Source organism: Mycolicibacterium stellerae (genome assembly GCF_003719305.1).
Taxonomy (GTDB): Bacteria; Actinomycetota; Actinomycetes; order Mycobacteriales; family Mycobacteriaceae; genus Mycobacterium; species Mycobacterium stellerae.
Window position 1 is genome coordinate 118,568 of sequence record NZ_RARC01000008.1, and the last position, 14,864, is coordinate 133,431.

Genomic DNA, 14,864 nt, shown 5'->3' on the forward strand with positions numbered 1-14,864 from the left:
GTCAGCTCGAATTCGGTTGAGGGCTAAGGCCTGTAGCCAGGAGGATTGGGCGTATCGACCCACAGGTCGACGCCGAGGTCCGAGCCGGGCACACAGTCATACACCGACAGGTCGGTGACGCCCGACTCCAGAAGCACGTCTTCGCACAGCAGCGCGTTGCCGGTGTACTCGCGCGACGGCTTGTTGAGGACCGCATATGCCGCATCGGCGTACACCGCGGGCTTGCGGGCGCGACCCATCGCCTCGTCGCCGCCGAGCAGGTTCTGCACCGCCGCGGTCGCCACCAGAGTGCGTGGCCACAGCGTGTTCGACGCAATTCCATCGCCGCGCAGCTCCTCGGCCAACGCCAAGGCGCACAACGACATTCCGTACTTCGCCATCATGTATGCGGTGGGCTTGAGCCACTCGGGCTCCAGCCGGATCGGCGGCGACAACGTCAGGATGTGCGGGTTGTCCCTGCCGATCATGTGCGGGATGCATGCCTGGCACACCGCATAGGTGCCACGCACCTGGATGCCGTTCATCAGATCGAACCGCTTGAGCGAAACCTCGGTGGTCGAACCGAGATTGATCGCCGACGCGTTGTTCACGCAGATGTCGATGCCGCCGAACTGTTCGACCGCCTTGGCCACCGCTGCGGCCACCGAGTCGCCGTCGCGGATGTCGCCGACGATCGGCAGCGCCTGCCCGCCCGCCTCCTCGATCTCCTTGGCCGCGGTGTAGACGGTGCCCTCCAGCTTGGGGTGCGGTTCGGCGGTCTTGGCGATCAACGCGATGTTGGCGCCGTCGGCGGCGGCCTTCTTGGCGATCGCGAGCCCGATGCCACGGCTGGCGCCCGAGATGAACATGGTTTTGCCGGCAAGCGTCATGGGGACACCTTAGGACGTGCGGATATCGGCAATCACCGCACCGGTGAGCGCAATGAGGTCCTGCGGGTGCAGCGCGACGTCCCAGCCGCGCTTGCCCGCGCTGCACAACACGCGGTCCCACCGCAGCGCCGAGCTGTCGACGACCGTCGGCAGCTGCTTGCGCTGGCCGAACGGGGAGATCCCGCCGATCACGTAGCCCGACGACCGTTCGGCCGCAGCCCGGTCGGCCATGGTGGCCTTGGCAACGCCCAGTGCCGCAGCGGCGGCCTTGAGGGACAGCTGGAACGGCACCGGCAGCACCGCGACGGCCAGCCCCGCTTTTGGCAGCGCGACGACCAGCGTCTTGAAAACCTGCTCCGGATCCACCCCATCGACCCCGGCGAGCTCGGCGACGGCCTCTTCGCCGAACGACTCGTTCTGCGGGTCGTGGTGGTATCGCAGCACCTCATGGGGGATTTCCGCGGCCAGAAGGGCCTTGATCGCCGGGGTCGCCGCACGCGCCACGCACCCAGCCTAGAACCGGTACCGACCCCGCGGAGGCCGGTGACCCGGGGAACAACTGTGGCCATCGGCGCTGTTGACCGAGGTGGTAACGGCCTTGCGCCGGGCCAGCGAAGAAAAGATGTCGACCTCAACCTCTAGGATCAAGAAGGGTGGTTACTTCGGTGCCAACATTGGCCATAGACGGCCCAGTGCGTCAGGTGCATTTGCTCGACGTGATTGGCGGCGCCTCGACGGAAGGGACGGTGTTCCCCAAGATGACCGACATCGACGCCTCGGGACCCGACTCGGCGCCGGAAACGTCGGCGCCCGCGCAAGCCGAAGAGAGCGACGCAGAGCTGACCGCGCGGTTCGAGCGCGACGCGATTCCGCTGCTCGACCAGCTCTACGGCGGTGCGCTGCGGATGACGCGCAACCCGGCCGATGCCGAGGACCTGCTGCAGGAAACCATGGTTAAGGCCTACGCCGGCTTCCGCTCATTCCGTGAGGGGACAAACCTCAAGGCCTGGCTGTACCGCATCCTGACCAACACCTACATCAACAGCTACCGCAAGAAGCAGCGCCAGCCCGCGGAGTATCCGACCGAGGAGATCACCGACTGGCAGTTGGCGGCCAACGCCGAACACACCTCGACAGGGTTGCGGTCGGCCGAGGTCGAGGCGCTGGAGTTGCTGCCGGACAGCGAGATCAAGGAAGCTCTGCAGGCGCTGCCGGAGGAGTTCCGGATGGCGGTGTACTACGCCGACGTCGAAGGCTTTCCGTACAAGGAGATCGCCGAAATCATGGACACGCCCATCGGCACTGTGATGTCCCGGTTGCACCGGGGCAGGCGCCAACTCCGCGGGTTACTGGCCGATGTGGCCAAGGATCGTGGTTTCATTCGGGGACAGCTCGACACCCCCGAGGAGGTGTCGTCATGACCGACGACGAACGCTGGTCCCCTCCAGTAGGCCCGGTAGATCCCGAGCACCCCGAGTGTGCGGCGGTGATCGCCGAGGTATGGACGCTGCTGGACGGTGAATGCACCGCAGAAAGCCGTGACAAGCTCAAGCACCACCTCGAGGAGTGCCCGGCGTGCCTACGGCACTACGGGGTCGAGGAGCGCGTCAAACGGCTGATCGCCGCCAAATGCAGCGGTGAGAAGGCACCCGAGGGGCTCCGCCAGCGGCTGCGGATCCAGATCAGCCGCACCACGATCACCCGCGGCTAGCGCACCGACTTCGAGCCGGCGTTGGGCCGCTTGCCGTGATTGGCCTTCGAATGCTTACGGTCACGCTTCTTGCGGCCACGCTTGGCCATGGTTCTACCTCCGTGTGATCAGGGGTTTGTGTACGCCCGCATCCAGCGGGGCGCGTCTTCTCCATTCTCTCATGAGCCGGTGAGCAGTCTGCCCCCATGTGGTTGTGGTTCGATAGAGCGGCAGGCAGCCAATGTGAATGAGGTGAAGATGGCCGAGGATGTTCGCGCCGAGATCGTGGCCAGTGTGCTCGAGGTCGTGGTGAACGAGGGCGATCAGATCGGCGAGGGCGACACCCTGGTGCTGCTGGAGTCGATGAAGATGGAGATCCCGGTGCTCGCCGAAGTGGCGGGGACCGTCAGCAAGGTGAGCGTGTCCGTTGGCGACGTCATCCAGGCCGGCGACCTCATCGCAGTGATCAGCTAGCGCTGGTTTTCCCCGTAGGGCCCGATGTCTACCCTCGGTGATCTGCTCGCCGAGCACACAATGCTGCCCGGCAATGCCGTCGACCATCTGCACGCGGTGGTCGGTGAGTGGCAGCTGCTGGCCGATCTGTCCTTCGCCGACTATCTGATGTGGGTGCGCCGCGACGACGGCGCCCTGGTTTGTGTGGCGCAGTGCCGGCCCAACACCGCACCGACCGTGCTGCTGGCCGACGCCGTGGGCACGCTCGCCGCAGACGGCGATATGCCGTTGGTCACCGCGGCGTTCAAATCGGGCGCGATCGGGCGGGAAAGCCAAGAGGGGCAAGCCGATTCAGCGCCAGGCAACTCCATCTCGAGCGAGGCGGTGCCGGTTCGTTACGACAACAACATCGTCGCCGTTCTCACCCACCAGACCGCATTCGCCGCACGCAAGGCCAGCCCGCTGGAGCGCGCCTATCTCGACTGCGCTGGCGATCTGGTGCACATGCTGTCCGAGGGCACCTTCCCCAACGTCGGGGACCTCTCGATCTCGCGGTCCAGCCCCCGGGTCGGTGACGGGTTCATCCGGCTCGACGTGGCAGGTGTGGTGGTATTCGCAAGCCCGAACGCGCTGTCGGCCTATCACCGGATGGGCCTGACCGCCGAACTGGAGGGGCAGAACCTGGTCGCGGTGACCAGGCCGCTGATCTCCGACCCGTTCGAGGCGCAGGAAATGGCCGACCACGTGCGCGACTCACTCGTCGGCGGATCCAGCATGCGGATGGAGGTCGACGCAGGAGGTGCGGCCGTCCTGTTGCGCACAATGCCCCTGGTGGTGCACGGCGAAGCGGTTGGTGCGGCGATGCTCATCCGCGACGTCACCGAGATCAAGCGCCGCGACCGTGCGCTGCTGTCCAAGGACGCCACGATCCGCGAGATCCACCACCGGGTGAAGAATAATCTGCAGACCGTCGCGTCGCTGCTGCGACTTCAGGCTAGGCGGACCAACAACGCCGAGGGCCGAGAGGCCCTGACCGAGTCCGTGCGCCGGGTGTCGTCGATCGCGCTGGTGCACGACGCGCTGTCGATGTCGGTGGATGAGGAGGTCAACCTCGACGGCGTGGTGGACCGGATCCTGCCGATGATGAATGACGTTGCCACCGTTGACACTCCGATCCGCATCAGCAAGACGGGTGATTTCGGGGTGTTCGATGCGGACCGTGCGACGGCGTTGGTCATGGTGATCACCGAGCTGGTGCAGAACGCCATCGAGCATGCCTTCGACGGCACCACCGACGCCGGAGAAGTGACCATTCGTGCGGAGCGTTCAGCGCGCTGGCTCGACGTTGTCGTCCACGACGACGGCCGCGGCCTGCCGGAGGGCTTCAGTCTCGAGAAGGCCGACCGGTTGGGGCTGCAGATCGTCCGGACATTGGTGTCGGCCGAACTCGACGGTTCGTTGGGGATGCACGCCTCGTCCACCGGCGGCACCGACGTGGTGCTGCGCGTTCCGATCGGAAGGCGTGCGCGACTGGCGCAGTAGCCGGCCGTTTACCTAAATCGCCGATCGTTGCGCAAATCGGACAATTGCAATTGCACACAGTTACGGCCCCGACTTTTTGCCGGGGCCGCTTCCGTGAGATTGCGGTGAGGCTAGACGCCGGTGCGGGCCTTCGTGCGGGCGTTGCGTCGCTTGAGTGCGCGCCGCTCGTCTTCGCTCATCCCGCCCCAGACGCCGGCATCCTGGCCGGAGTCCAATGCCCAGGTCAGGCACTCGGCCGTGACCGGGCAGCGGTTGCACACGAGCTTCGCGTCAGCAATCTGCGCAAGCGCCGGACCGCTGTTTCCCACCGGGAAGAACAGTTCCGGATCCTCGTCGCGACAGACCGCCTTGTGGCGCCAATCCATGTTTCAACTCTCCTCACTATGTGCGCAGCGGGGCGCACGAGCTTTTCTTCGGCTGTTAACGCGTGCGAACAAATTGTTTCTGCACTGTTGCTTACTTCGATGCTCCCACACGCTGAACAGGTGTCAATACCGTTCGGTAACTCGTGGGGTATCTCACTACGGCAATCTGTTCGCAATCGCCTCACTCGTTTGTACTACACTCAACCCACTTGCGCTCTCGTTGAGCCAGCCCGCCGCGATCGATGCAGCTCAACGACATTTCAGGGGCGCTGTGACCTAGCTGAACGCCTCCCGCGTCGTCTGGAACGTCACAACTTCGCCGCAATCCGAGATAACCCCTGTCGATCTGGCACGCGGCGGGGCTGGTAGTTGCCCGTTGTGACATCAGACGACAACTGTCGGTGCTTGGGCAACGGAGATCTGGGTGACGGTGATGGTGTCGCCCGTTCCTGGCACCCAAAACCGTCGAAATGAACCTGAGCAGCGCCTACCGCTCGGAATCCGCTCGCGTGCCCACCTGCACTCGCGACTCGGCGACGCCGATACCAGGGAAAACCCTGCTTCGGACGACACGCACGGCCAGTAGCGTCGATGCGGTGACCACTCCTGCGACGCGAGGGTGCTTCCTCATGGAGTGGTATCAGCCCGCCTTCCGTCGGGCGGGCCTCGACGACGTCGTCGCCGCGCTTGGCGAGGCGGCAGCGCAACTGCATGGTCTTGGGCACCCGATACGGCTGCTCGTCGCCGTGAACGCGCCCACCGGCCAGGGAAATCCCTGTATTCCCCCGGGCACGCGGCACCTACCGTCCTAATCGCGGATACGAAGCCGCGGAGGGGACGGCTTCGTATCCGCTTCACAACTTCTTTCGCTCAAAGTTTTTTCGCGGGCGGTGCGACCACCGCGAGGGCCTCGGGCACCGACCGGAACGTGACATCGTCGCGCAATCCGAGGTAATCCCCGTCGATCTGGCAGGCCACCGGGGTGTCACTGGTCACCCTGACCCACGCGAGGTCGTCGTCGCGGATCAGATGCTTGGCCACGATCTTGGGCTTCTTCGACAACATCTGCCGGACCAGCCGCAGGTTGGCCCAGACATTCATGCTGGTCGTGGCGAAAACGCCCAGCCCGGTGTCGAACGTGGTGGTGGGGTTCGTCCACACCGGCCTGGTGTTGGCATAGGTCCACGGGCTGGCGTTGGACACGAACGCGAAATGCACGCCGGAAACCGGGTCACGACCGGGCAGATGAAGCGTCAGCGACGGATCCTTGCGGGCGTTGGCCAGCATTTCCCGCACGGCGACGCGGACGTAGCGCGATGCGGTGACCTTGCGGCCCTTGTCCCGCTGGGCCTCGACGGCCGCCACCACGTCGCCGTCCACCCCGAGGCCTGCGGTGAAGACGCCCCAGCGCTCGCCGCAGTCCATCAGGCCGATGCGCCGCCAGGGCTTTCTCCGCCGGTGCTCGCCAAGCAGGTCGACGAGCTGGTTGGTGGCTTCGGTCGGGTCCGGGCTGATGCCGAGCGCACGGGCGAACACGTTCGCCGACCCGCCGGGCACCACGCCGACCGCGGGGGTGTTCTTGGGCGGTGTCCGGCCGCACTCGCCGAGGACGCCGTTGACGACTTCGTTCACGGTTCCGTCGCCGCCGTGCACGATCAGCACGTCGATGCCGTCACGGGCCGCGTCGCGGGCGATGTCGATGGCATGACCGCGGCTGTCGGTGTGGGCGATGGTCAGCTTGACCCGGCTCTCCAGCGCATGGGCGAGAAGATCGCGAGCGGCGGGCGTGGTCGACGTCGCGTTGGGGTTGACGATCAGCACGGCGCGCACGAGCCAAGAGCCTATCCGGGTCAGGTGTCGGGCCGGCTCAGCCCAGCTCGATGGACATCCGCGTGCACGTGGTCGTGCTCAGCCGTTCACCAGAGCCTTCTGCGAATCGGGCAGCTTGCGCCCGAGCAGTGCGGTGGGAACGTCCTTGGTCTCCCGCGCGGTCAACGCGGCCACTGTCGCGATGACGCAGACGACGGCGGTGAAGACGCTGATGACAACCCAGCCACCTTCGCGGACGCCGCCGAGCGCAGTGACGATCGAAGGCGCGAAGCCGGCGACCAGGAAGCCGAGCTGGGTGCCGATCGCCATACCGGAGAACCGCACCTGGGTGCTGAACATCTCGCCGTAGAAGGACGGCCAGACCGCGTTCGCGGCCCCGTACCCGAAGGCGAAGGTGGCGACCGCCAGCGCGAAGGTCAGCACGGTGTTACCACTGCTCATCGACAGCAGGTAGAAGGGCAACATGGCCGCCGACGACAACGCGCCGTAGATGAACACCGGCTTGCGTCCGATCCGGTCGGCGAGCATGCCGAACAGCGGTTGAGTACCGAGCGCGAACACGTTGGCGACCACGACGAGCCACACCGTGATGGCGCTTTCCAGGCCGACCTTCTTGCCGTAGGCGATGGCCAGAGTCGTAATCACCGTCGACACCGCGGCGATGAACGCGCAGAAGAACACCCGCAGCACGTCCTTCCAGTGGTTCTGCAGCAGCGGCTTGAGTGGCATCCGGGCGAGCGCACCGGTGGCCTTTGCCTCGTCGAACTCAGGTGTCTCATGCAGCCGCCGACGGATGAAGAAGGCCACCACGACGACGATTGCGCTGAGCCAGAACGGGACTCGCCACCCCCAGGACAGTTCGGCGTCGTCGGGCAGCGACACGAACGGAATCATCACAAGCGAGGCCAGGATCAGGCCGCCCTGCGTGCCGGTCAGGGTCCACGACGTGAAGAACGCGCGGCGGTGATCAGGGGCGTGTTCCAGGGTCAGCGAACTGGCGCCGGCCTGCTCTCCCGCGGCGGAGAAACCCTGCAGGAGGCGGCACAGGACCAGAAGCGCAGGCGCGAGCCAGCCGGCGGCGGCGTACGTGGGCAGGCAGCCGATCGCGAAGGTCGACACACCCATCAACACGAGCGTGAACATCAGCACGTTGCGCCTGCCGATGCGATCGCCGAAGTGGCCGAGGACGAAGGCGCCGACCGGGCGTGCGACGTAGGCGACACCGAATGTCGCGAACGACAGAACCTGTGCCGCGTCGTCGCCCGAAGGGAAGAACACCTTCGGGAAGATCAGCGCCGCCGCGGTGCCGAACAGGAAGAAGTCGTAGTACTCGACGGCGCTGCCCATGAAGCTGGCCACTGCGGCGCGTCCGGGGGTTCGCCGTTGCGAATCACCGCCCGTGCCATCGGGTTTGGTGGTTGCGATGCCGCTCATGATTCTCCTATTTCTTCTCTCGGTGGTTGTTTTGGTCAGCCGACGAGGCGGCGGAAGTGGCGGGACATGCGTTCGGCATCGGGGCTGACGCCGGTGATAAGCGCGAAGGCTTCTGCGGCCTGGTGCACGGCCATGTGGCCGCCGTCGCAGACGCGGCATCCCGCAGCCAGCGCCGCGCCAAGCAGCTCGGTGTCCAGCGGCCGGTAGACGATGTCGGTCACCCACAGGCCGGGGTGCAGCAGCTCGGGGTCCAGCGGCATGCCGGGGTGCTCGGCCATGCCGGTGGGAGTGCAGTGCACGACGCCGTCGCTGGCGGGCAGCAGCACGGCCAGTTTCTCCGGGGACGACGCGTCGACCCGCGCCTCTGGACGCATGGCGGCCAGTTCGCGCGCGAGCGCGGTGGCCCGTTCGACGTCGAGGTCGACGATCGTCAGGTGGTCGGCGCCGAGGCGCAGCAGCGCGTCGCCGACTGCGGCGCCTGCGCCGCCCGCCCCGATCAGCACCACGTTGTCGGTGGCCGCGCCGGGCAGGCCCTCGGTGAATCCGAGCGCGAAACCTGTTGTGTCGGTGTTGTATCCGACCGTACGAGGTCCGTCGAAGATGACGGTGTTCACCGCGCCGAGCTCAGCGGCGACGTCGTCGACATCGTCGAGGTGCTCGATGACGATGCGCTTGCAGGGGTGGGTGACGTTCAGCGCGTCGAAGCCGAGTGCGCGGGCCCAGTCGAGTACCTCGCCGATTCGTTCGGAGGCGATGCCGACGGCGGTCAGGTCGATGGTGCGGTAGAGGTAGTCCAGGCCTTGAGCGCTTGCCTCGGCCATGTGCAGCGCGGGGGTCAGCGATGGGCCGACACCCGTGCCGACCAGCCCGACCAGATAGGGACGATGCGCCATTGGATTCCGCTTCCGTAATGTACGAACTAGCTTCCGTAATGTACGAACTAGTACGTACGTGAAGTCCAACACAGTGGCGCGCGTCTCGTCAAGAGGTGAATGTGATCCGCGTCGCTACGTGCGAGTGATTTCGGCGCGCTCACGTGCGGTGAGCGTCGGTCAGCGCGCCGAAATCACTGATGCCGGGACGTCAGCCAGCCGACGACCACGTCGCCCAGCATCCGCCGCAGGTGGGCGTGGGTGTCCGGTTCGGTGAAGTCGACATCGAACAGGTGGCCGAAGGTGTAGCGGTTGGCCACCTGGAACACGCAGTAGCTGCTGATCAGGATGTGCACGTCGAGCGCATCCACGTCGTCTCGGAAAACTCCCCGCTCACGGCCCTGGTCGAGGATCTGCCCGAGCAGTGAGGTGGCAGGCGCGCCCAATGTGCGCAGCGTGTCGAGGCGGGCGATGAACTGGCCGCGGTGAATGTTCTCGATGGCCACCAGCCGGATGAAGTCCTGATGGGCGATGTGGTGGTCGAAGGTCATCTCGGCCACGGCCCTGATGGCGTCGACCGGGTCGACATGGTCGACCTGCAGTCGCTGCTCGGCCTCGCGGATGCCGCGGTAGGCGTTCTCCAGAACCGCCAGGTACAGCTGTTCCTTACCGCCGAAGTAGTAGTAGATCATCCGCTTGGTGGTCCGGGTCCGCTCGGCGATTTCGTCGACGCGGGCGCCCGAGTAACCCTGCTCGGCGAACACCGCGGTAGCCACTTCGATCAGATCGGACCGGGTGCGCTCGGCGTCGCGCAACGGTTCGGGACGCGGCTCGGCGGTCACAACGGGCAGCTTACCGGCTGGCGCTTGTGATGTAACTAACCATTCCGTACATTAATCTGGTCGGAAGGTTGAGCCCATGAAGACGTCCATCGCAACCGTCTCACTGAGCGGGTCGCTCACCGAGAAGCTGCACGCCTGCGCGGCCGCCGGCTTCGACGGGGTGGAATTGTTCGAACCCGACCTGATCGCCAACGACCACAGCCCTGAGGAGATCCGCGCGCTGAGCAGCCGGCTCGGGCTGTCGCTCGACCTCTACCAGCCGTTGCGGGATATCGAGGGCGTCGACGAGGAGCTGTTCACCGAGAACCTGCGCCGCGCTGCCGCCACCTTCGCGACGGCGAAACGCCTCGGCATCGACCTCGTCCTGGTGTGCAGCAATGTCGCGACCGCGACGGTTGATTCCGACGAGGTGTCGGCCGACCAACTGCGTCGCCTCGGCGACCTGGCCGCGCGATACGACATCAAGGTCGCGTTCGAAGCGCTGGCCTGGGGCAGGTACATCGACGACTACCGGCGCGCCTGGCGCGTCGCCGCCCTCGCCGACCACCCGAACGTCGGCGTCTGCCTCGACAGCTTCCACGTGCTGTCCCGCGGCCACGACCCGTCGGCGATCGAGGACATCCCGGCGGACAAGATCTTCTTCCTACAACTCGCCGACGCGCCCGCGCTGAGCATGGACGTGCTCTCGTGGAGCCGCCACCACCGGCTGTTCCCCGGCGAGGGCGCGTTCGACCTCCCCGGGTTCCTATCCCACGTGCTGGCCACCGGTTACCAGGGACCGCTGTCGCTCGAGGTGTTCAACGACACCTTCCGGCAGACCGACCCCGACCGCACCGCCGTCCACGCCCTGCGCTCACTCCTGTGGTTGCAGGACAGAACCGCCGCGCTGGCGCCCGAGGGCTGGCGCCGTGACCTTGCCACCCTCACCGAGACCAAGCCGCCGACCGGCTTCGACTTCGTCGAGATCAAGGCAGAGGACACCAGCGAGGTGGAGGTGGCGCTACAGCAGCTCGGCTTCACGCCGGGCGGTCGGCACCGCACCAAGCCGGTGTCGCTGTGGTCGGCAGGCGACGCCCGCGTCGTGCTCAACGAACAGCAGGCGCGCGACCAGATTCCGCACGTCGCGGCCGTCGGCCTGCAGGTGCCCGACGCCGTCGCCACCTCTCGCCGGGCGGCCGAACTGATGGCGCCCGTCGCCTACCGCAGGACCTACGCCAGCGAGCAGACGCTCGGCGCCGCCGTCGCACCCGACGGCACCGAGATGTACTGGGTCAGCGACTCCGCCTGGGTCGACGAGTTCGAGAACGGCCTGCCCGCGGCGGCCACCCCAGTGTGCGGCATCGACCACGTCAACCTGGCGCAACCCTGGCAGACGTTCGACGACGCGGTGTTGTTCTTCACCAGCGTGTTCGGTCTGTCGGCCGACACCCCCGCCGAGGTGCCCGGTCCCAACGGGCTGGTGCGGAGCCAGTCGATGCGCACCGCCGACGACGCGGTGCGGTTGCTGCTGAACGTCGCGCCGCACATTCTCGGCGAGGCGAGTATGCCTCAGCACGTGGCGTTCTCGTGTTCCGACGTCGTCGGCCTGGCCCGCGCCGCGAGGGCGAACGGGGCGCAGCTGTTGGCAGTTCCTGACAACTACTACGACTACCTGTCCGGGCGGTTCGGTCTCGACGACGCCACCGTCAACACCTACCGCGAACTCAACCTGCTCTACGACAGGGATGCTGGTGGCGACTTCGTGCACTTCTACACCCGCACGGTCGGCACGGTGTTCTTCGAGTTCGTACAGCGGCGCGGACGGTATGACGGCTATGGCGCCGACAACGCGCCGGTGCGGTTGGCCGCCCAGCGCGGCGCGGGTGTCGGTACCGTACGCACGTGACACATCGGCACAGGCTGCTCCTCGTCAACGGGCCCAACCTGAACCTGCTCGGCACCCGCGAACCCGAGGTCTACGGCACCGTCACGCTCGCCGACATAGAGAAGCTCGCGACCGTGACCGCCGCCGAGCACGGGCTCGATGTGCGGGCGGTGCAGAGCAACCACGAGGGCGTCCTGATCGACGAGATCCACAATGCCCGCAACGACTGCTGCGGCATCGTGATCAATCCCGGTGCGTTGACCCACACGTCGATCGCGATCGCCGATGCGTTGAGCGCGGTGAACCTGCCGGTGGCCGAGGTGCACCTGTCGAACATCCATCGCAGGGAGCCGTTCCGGCACCACTCGTATGTCTCCGCGGTCGCCGAGATGGTGGTGGCAGGGGCGGGTCCGGAAGGCTACGCGGCCGCCGTCCGATATCTCGCGCAAGGGCACACGCCGTGACGGTGCCCCCGCCGACATCTGTTCGGCGGGCCGCCGTTCTGGTGGCGCTCGAAGGGGCGACGGGTGTGCTGGCCGCGATCGTCTACGTCGTGAGCGGCATCCGAGGCGGAGACGAGCCGGGCCTGAACATGTTCGGCACCGCGGGATGGTTCGTGATCTTCGGTGGAGCCGTACTCGCGGCGGGCTGGGCGCTGTGGACCGGCCACCGCTGGGGGCGTGGCGTCGCCGTGTTCGCCCAGCTGCTGCTGTTGCCGGTGGCCTGGTATCTCGGCGTCGGCTCTGGGCGGTTGATCTACGGCATCGGTCTCGCCATCGTCGCGATCGTCACGCTGGCGCTGCTGTTCAGCCCGTCGGCCGTGCGGTGGCTCAGCGGCGCTCACGACTCCGGCGGCTCGGCCAGAGCCGACAACTCCGGGCCCGACACCCGATAGGTGATCCACTCGTTCATCTGCTTTCCGCCGACGGCATCGTAGAGCGCGATCGCGTTCACGTTCCAGTCGAGCACCGCCCACGACAACCGGGTATAGCCGCCCTCGACGCATTCGCGGGCCAGTGCGGCCAGCATCGCGCGGGCCAACCCGCGACGGCGGAACTGCGGGCGCACGAACAGATCCTCGAGGTAGATGCCGGCGACGCCGTCCCACGTCGAGAAGTTGCGGAACCAGAGCGCGCCTGCGGCGGCCTGCCCGTCCTCCACGGCGATATGGCCGTGCACCGTCGGCATATCGCCGAAAAGCGCTGTGCGCAAGTGTGATTCGGTGACAGTGCATTCATGGCCGGCCTGTTCGAACTCGGCGAGCTCGTGAATCATCGCCGTCAACTCGACCTCGTCGCCGGGCTCCGCTCGCCGGATGATCATGGTTGGGCCTCCAGGGCCGACAGGATGGTGGTGAATTTCGTTGTGGTTTCGTCTACTTCGTCGTCGGGATCGGATTCGGCGACGATTCCGCCGCCTGCGTGCGCCACGGCGGTGCGACGGTCGGCCGACAGCTGCGCACCCCGAATGGACACCACCCAGCGGCCGTCGCCGCGTTGGTCGCACCAGCCGACGGCGCCGGCATAAAATCCCCGGTCACCCTCGATCTCGCCGATCAGTTCCGCAGCTGCTGCTGCAGGCGCTCCGCCGACCGCCGGGGTCGGGTGCAGGGCAAGTGCGAGATCCAAAGCGGTCGTTGACTTCTCCCGCAGCCGTCCGCTGATGGGTGTGGACAGATGCCAGACCGCGGCGGTGCGACTCAGCTTGGGAGTAGACGGAATTCGCAGATCGACGCACAGCGGATCGAGCGCGGTGCGCATCGCGTCGACGACAAGCGCGTGCTCGTGGCGGTTCTTTTCCGACGCGGCAAGGGCGTCCGCACTGGCCTGGTCCGCATCCGGATCCGACATTCGCGGCGCCGAACCCGCGAACGGTGCGCAGGCCACGCGTTCGCCGTGGCGGGCCACAAGCAGCTCGGGGCTCGCGCCGATCAGCACGGTCCCCGAATAGTCGCCGCCCGCGGCCGTCAGGTCGACGAGATAGGCGTTGGCCGCCGGATCAGCGGAGACGAGACGGTCGATGATCGTGCGCGCGTCGAGCCGGCCGTCGGCCACCAACCGCAACGCGCGGGCGAGCACCACCTTGTGCAGTCCGCTCGCCGGGTCCCGCAGCCGCTGCACCGCCGCAGCGATCCTGGCGCGGTGCTCATCGGGGTCGGGCAGCGTCTCGGCCACCCGCACAGCGGGCAGCGGCCGCAACGGCCACATCGGAAGCGCGTCGAGGAAAGCCACGTCCTGCGGCCGCATCAGAGCGGCAGGCCTTGATATGTCAAACGGCAAGGCGCCCACGATGATCGGGGTGCTGTGCGAGGTCAGCGAGGTGCGCGCGTCCGCGATGCTCTTGTATGCCGTGTGCACGCCTTCGGCGACGACGGCGCTGCCAGCTGTGGCGAGGACGAACGTCGGCTCGCGGGTCACGTGAACACGGTCGGATTCGGATACCCGGTCAACCCGAGTGCGTTGAGCTGTCGTGCCCCGTGCTCGTAGCCGCACACGGCGATGGACGCCGCGGCCATCGCGAACCGGATCCCCTCGTATACGGGCAGCTCGACCCAGCGGGTGATGACCGCGCGGGAGAAGTGCCCGTGTCCCACGAAGACGACATCGCGTGTCGCCATGTGTTCCAATGCCAACGCGATCGCCCGGTCGGCCCGTTCGCATACCGCGGCGGTGGTTTCGCCGCCTGGACAGCCGTGCGTCCAGACCAGCCAGTTCGGCACGGCCTCGCGGATCTCCGGGGTGGTCATGCCTTCGTAGTCGCCGTAATCCCATTCGCTGATCAGCGGATTCACTTCGTCGACGTCGAGCCCGGCCAGCTCGGCGGTCACGATGGCGCGTCTACGCGGGCTGCTGATGATGTAGGGGTTGTCCAGGTTCAGCTGGGCGATTGTCTCGCCGGCCGCCTTCGCCTGACCTCGACCGGTCTGGGTGAGGTCGAGGTCGGTGCGGCTGGTGTGCTTGCCGCTGAGCGACCACTCGGTCTCGCCATGTCGCAGCAGAAGCAGCCGGTGCTGCAGCCTGATGTCGCCGCCATCGCGGCTCCGGGCCACCTTCACGTGGGCGATTCTGCCCCACGCGGGGCGCCGGTGTCTGTAGGCGTGCTT

General features: G+C 66.8%; 19 protein-coding genes. 8 read left to right on the plus strand and 11 right to left on the minus strand.

Features of this window, described 5'->3' with window-relative positions; genetic code table 11:
• Positions 1-23: 23 nt before the first annotated feature.
• Entirely contained in the window at positions 24-869 is an 846-nt protein-coding gene (locus D6M19_RS12885; protein WP_123025618.1) for an SDR family oxidoreductase, read from the minus strand.
• A 9-nt stretch (positions 870-878) separates the two neighbouring features.
• Positions 879-1,373: a Cys-tRNA(Pro) deacylase gene (gene ybaK / locus D6M19_RS12890; RefSeq protein WP_123025619.1), complete on the minus strand. Its 495-nt coding sequence runs from the start codon at positions 1,371-1,373 to the stop codon at positions 879-881.
• Positions 1,374-1,627: 254 nt separating this feature from the next.
• On the opposite strand from ybaK, the gene D6M19_RS12895 reads away from it, so the two are divergent.
• Positions 1,628-2,290, plus strand: a complete 663-nt coding sequence (locus D6M19_RS12895) for a sigma-70 family RNA polymerase sigma factor (RefSeq protein ID WP_206428519.1) — start codon at positions 1,628-1,630, stop codon at positions 2,288-2,290.
• Positions 2,287-2,580 carry a mycothiol system anti-sigma-R factor gene (gene rsrA / locus D6M19_RS12900; protein WP_123025621.1) on the plus strand — a complete coding sequence of 98 codons (294 nt, stop codon included), beginning with the start codon at positions 2,287-2,289 and terminating at the stop codon, positions 2,578-2,580. Before D6M19_RS12895 ends, rsrA begins: the two co-directional genes overlap by 4 nt.
• Here the strand turns inward: rsrA and D6M19_RS35250 are convergent.
• The gene (locus D6M19_RS35250; protein WP_003882799.1) at positions 2,577-2,669 is read right to left on the minus strand and encodes a 50S ribosomal protein bL37; all 93 of its coding nucleotides are present in this window, start codon (positions 2,667-2,669) and stop codon (positions 2,577-2,579) included. The two genes, rsrA and D6M19_RS35250, sit on opposite strands and share 4 nt — an antisense overlap.
• Before the next feature lie 148 nt (positions 2,670-2,817).
• On the opposite strand from D6M19_RS35250, the gene D6M19_RS12910 reads away from it, so the two are divergent.
• Together D6M19_RS12910 and D6M19_RS12915 are read left to right on the plus strand one after the other, a co-directional pair.
• Positions 2,818-3,033, plus strand: coding sequence for a biotin/lipoyl-binding carrier protein (locus D6M19_RS12910; protein ID WP_014208824.1), 216 nt, complete (start codon positions 2,818-2,820; stop codon positions 3,031-3,033).
• A gap of 24 nt (positions 3,034-3,057) precedes the next feature.
• On the plus strand, positions 3,058-4,554 hold the full coding sequence (locus tag D6M19_RS12915; RefSeq protein WP_123025622.1) for a two-component system sensor histidine kinase PdtaS: 1,497 nt from the start codon (positions 3,058-3,060) through the stop codon (positions 4,552-4,554).
• A 110-nt stretch (positions 4,555-4,664) separates the two neighbouring features.
• On the opposite strand, the gene whiB1 is transcribed toward D6M19_RS12915, so the two are convergent.
• Complete coding sequence (gene whiB1, locus D6M19_RS12920) at positions 4,665-4,919, minus strand: transcriptional regulator WhiB1 (RefSeq protein ID WP_123025623.1); 255 nt, start codon at positions 4,917-4,919, stop codon at positions 4,665-4,667.
• Between the two features lie 596 nt (positions 4,920-5,515).
• Here whiB1 and D6M19_RS12925 point away from each other — a divergent pair.
• Positions 5,516-5,731: a hypothetical protein gene (locus D6M19_RS12925; RefSeq protein WP_123025624.1), complete on the plus strand. Its 216-nt coding sequence runs from the start codon at positions 5,516-5,518 to the stop codon at positions 5,729-5,731.
• A gap of 58 nt (positions 5,732-5,789) precedes the next feature.
• On the opposite strand, the gene D6M19_RS12930 is transcribed toward D6M19_RS12925, so the two are convergent.
• The 4 genes from D6M19_RS12930 to D6M19_RS12945 all read right to left on the minus strand — a co-directional run bounded on the left by D6M19_RS12930 (position 5,790) and on the right by D6M19_RS12945 (position 9,897).
• On the minus strand, positions 5,790-6,749 hold the full coding sequence (locus D6M19_RS12930) for a diacylglycerol/lipid kinase family protein (protein ID WP_123025625.1): 960 nt from the start codon (positions 6,747-6,749) through the stop codon (positions 5,790-5,792).
• Between the two features lie 78 nt (positions 6,750-6,827).
• Complete coding sequence (locus tag D6M19_RS12935; RefSeq protein ID WP_123025626.1) at positions 6,828-8,183, minus strand: MFS transporter; 1,356 nt, start codon at positions 8,181-8,183, stop codon at positions 6,828-6,830.
• 35 nt (positions 8,184-8,218) lie between these two features.
• Positions 8,219-9,076, minus strand: coding sequence for a shikimate dehydrogenase (locus D6M19_RS12940; protein WP_123025627.1), 858 nt, complete (start codon positions 9,074-9,076; stop codon positions 8,219-8,221).
• Between the two features lie 173 nt (positions 9,077-9,249).
• Positions 9,250-9,897 carry a TetR/AcrR family transcriptional regulator gene (locus tag D6M19_RS12945; RefSeq protein ID WP_123025628.1) on the minus strand — a complete coding sequence of 216 codons (648 nt, stop codon included), beginning with the start codon at positions 9,895-9,897 and terminating at the stop codon, positions 9,250-9,252.
• Between the two features lie 76 nt (positions 9,898-9,973).
• On the opposite strand from D6M19_RS12945, the gene D6M19_RS12950 reads away from it, so the two are divergent.
• The 3 genes from D6M19_RS12950 to D6M19_RS12960 are packed head-to-tail and all read left to right on the plus strand — an operon-like array spanning position 9,974 to position 12,656.
• Entirely contained in the window at positions 9,974-11,782 is a 1,809-nt protein-coding gene (locus tag D6M19_RS12950; RefSeq protein WP_123025629.1) for a bifunctional sugar phosphate isomerase/epimerase/4-hydroxyphenylpyruvate dioxygenase family protein, read from the plus strand.
• Positions 11,779-12,225 carry a type II 3-dehydroquinate dehydratase gene (gene aroQ / locus D6M19_RS12955; protein WP_123025630.1) on the plus strand — a complete coding sequence of 149 codons (447 nt, stop codon included), beginning with the start codon at positions 11,779-11,781 and terminating at the stop codon, positions 12,223-12,225. Before D6M19_RS12950 ends, aroQ begins: the two co-directional genes overlap by 4 nt.
• Entirely contained in the window at positions 12,222-12,656 is a 435-nt protein-coding gene (locus D6M19_RS12960; RefSeq protein WP_123025631.1) for a hypothetical protein, read from the plus strand. The genes aroQ and D6M19_RS12960 overlap by 4 nt, the downstream gene beginning before the upstream one ends.
• Here the strand turns inward: D6M19_RS12960 and D6M19_RS12965 are convergent.
• Genes D6M19_RS12965 through D6M19_RS12975 form a run of 3 tightly spaced genes read right to left on the minus strand, consistent with a single transcriptional unit; the run spans position 12,602 to position 14,816 of the window.
• Positions 12,602-13,084: a GNAT family N-acetyltransferase gene (locus D6M19_RS12965; protein ID WP_123025632.1), complete on the minus strand. Its 483-nt coding sequence runs from the start codon at positions 13,082-13,084 to the stop codon at positions 12,602-12,604. The two genes, D6M19_RS12960 and D6M19_RS12965, sit on opposite strands and share 55 nt — an antisense overlap.
• Positions 13,081-14,178 (minus strand): isochorismate synthase, encoded by a 1,098-nt coding sequence (locus D6M19_RS12970; protein ID WP_123025633.1) that lies wholly within the window; start codon positions 14,176-14,178, stop codon positions 13,081-13,083. Before D6M19_RS12970 ends, D6M19_RS12965 begins: the two co-directional genes overlap by 4 nt.
• Complete coding sequence (locus D6M19_RS12975) at positions 14,175-14,816, minus strand: acid phosphatase (protein ID WP_234834835.1); 642 nt, start codon at positions 14,814-14,816, stop codon at positions 14,175-14,177. The genes D6M19_RS12970 and D6M19_RS12975 overlap by 4 nt, the downstream gene beginning before the upstream one ends.
• Between the last annotated feature and the right edge of the window lie 48 nt (positions 14,817-14,864).